Source organism: Moorena sp. SIO4A1, assembly GCF_010672065.1.
In the GTDB taxonomy this organism is placed as follows: domain Bacteria; phylum Cyanobacteriota; class Cyanobacteriia; order Cyanobacteriales; family Coleofasciculaceae; genus Moorena.
On sequence record NZ_JAAHHX010000760.1, the window covers coordinates 1 to 1,389 of the forward strand.

A 1,389-nucleotide genomic window follows, 5' to 3' on the forward strand; every position below is an offset into this window, starting at 1 on the left:
TGAATTTTGCCCCCCTAGCCCCCCAATTCTGGGGGGAACAAGAATCTATTTGCTGGTAAAAGTCCCCCAAAATTGGGGGACCAACGGGGGCTTATATGTAGCAAATGAGACTTCTCAGACAACCTCTAAAGGCGTAAAGCACAAGACACCCAGGTTGAGGTCAGCAGTTGAGATCTAGCCTTTCCCGATCTATTTGGAAATGCTCTATATCCGATCGGTGTGATAAGAAATGTAAAGGTTTGCAGAAAATCCCTGACTAAGGACTGATAAAGATTATGGAATCCTTTAAAAAAATTAATTTTTGTCAAACCTCTGAGTATGTATAACAAAAAGCTAGCCTTGTACAAACCTTCTTTGATCTTGACCCTGGTCTGGGTACTACTTAATTTCACCATTTACCCTCTACGAGCGCGTTCGCACTCTGTTGCCCTAAACAGTAACTCCCCCGCAAATAGTTTCTCTAAATCCGATACTCCATCAGCTCAACCAGATCTAGACTTTGACGGTGATGGTAGACCTGATCAGATTACAACAGCTGGAGGACGTTTATATTTCCTCCCACCAAATGCTACAGAACAGGAAAGCTTTGATGATGTCGGCAGACCACCGAAACGGACATCAGGAGGATCACGTGGTCTGTGTTCGGATCAGCTGATTGCTATAGTCCCTGGCAGTAGCGAGATTGTCGAGGCAACTGGCAACTGTAGTAATGACTCGAAATCTTTCTTAGCACTGACCTTAGCTGAGTCTCCTAGCTTTTGGTTTTATGTTCCTAAACAGTCTACTCCTGAACTGACGGTGGAGTTTGTACTGCTCGATCAGAACCAACACTCTCTACTACAAGAAACGATTCGGTTATCTGGAACTCCTGGTATTGTCCGTGTTCCCTTGAGCAAACCTCTAGAAACTGACCAGGTATATCGATGGCAGTTCTCTGTTGTAGTTAATCGCCGCCGCTCTGGGAATCCCAAGGTGGAAGGATTAGTAAAACGCATCATACCAGACTCTACCCTCAGTAGTAAGCTCAAGGCTGCTACTTCACCACGGGAGCGTATTGCTGTTTATGCCAGTCACGGTATTTGGCATGATGCGATGACAGCCTTAGCTGAACTACGGTACCAGAAACCAGATGATTTGAGGTTAGAACGGGATTGGGAGGATTTCCTAGGTTCAGTGGGTTTGCGTGCGATCGCATTCAAACCTCTAGTTGATTGTTGTATAGAAAAGGGAACAGGGAACAGGGAACAGGGAACAGGGAACAGGGAGTAGGGAGTAGGGAGTAGCGATGCAGCGCGGTCTTGGGGGTTTCCCCCATGAGCGACTGCATCAAGACGGGAGTAGGGAACTTCCGAGTGGTAGTTCTGACGAAAATATCATCAACAGGCAACT

2 protein-coding genes are annotated in these 1,389 nt (G+C 46.4%); one reads left to right on the plus strand and one right to left on the minus strand.

Annotated elements, in window-relative coordinates; translation table 11 throughout:
- Nucleotides 1-318: 318 nt before the first annotated feature.
- Nucleotides 319-1,269, plus strand: a complete 951-nt coding sequence (locus F6K53_RS42685) for a DUF928 domain-containing protein (RefSeq protein WP_293086638.1) — start codon at nucleotides 319-321, stop codon at nucleotides 1,267-1,269.
- On the opposite strand, the gene F6K53_RS42690 is transcribed toward F6K53_RS42685, so the two are convergent.
- The coding region (locus tag F6K53_RS42690) for a hypothetical protein (RefSeq protein ID WP_293086641.1) at nucleotides 1,196-1,389 on the minus strand (194 nt) is incomplete at its 5' end. The two genes, F6K53_RS42685 and F6K53_RS42690, sit on opposite strands and share 74 nt — an antisense overlap.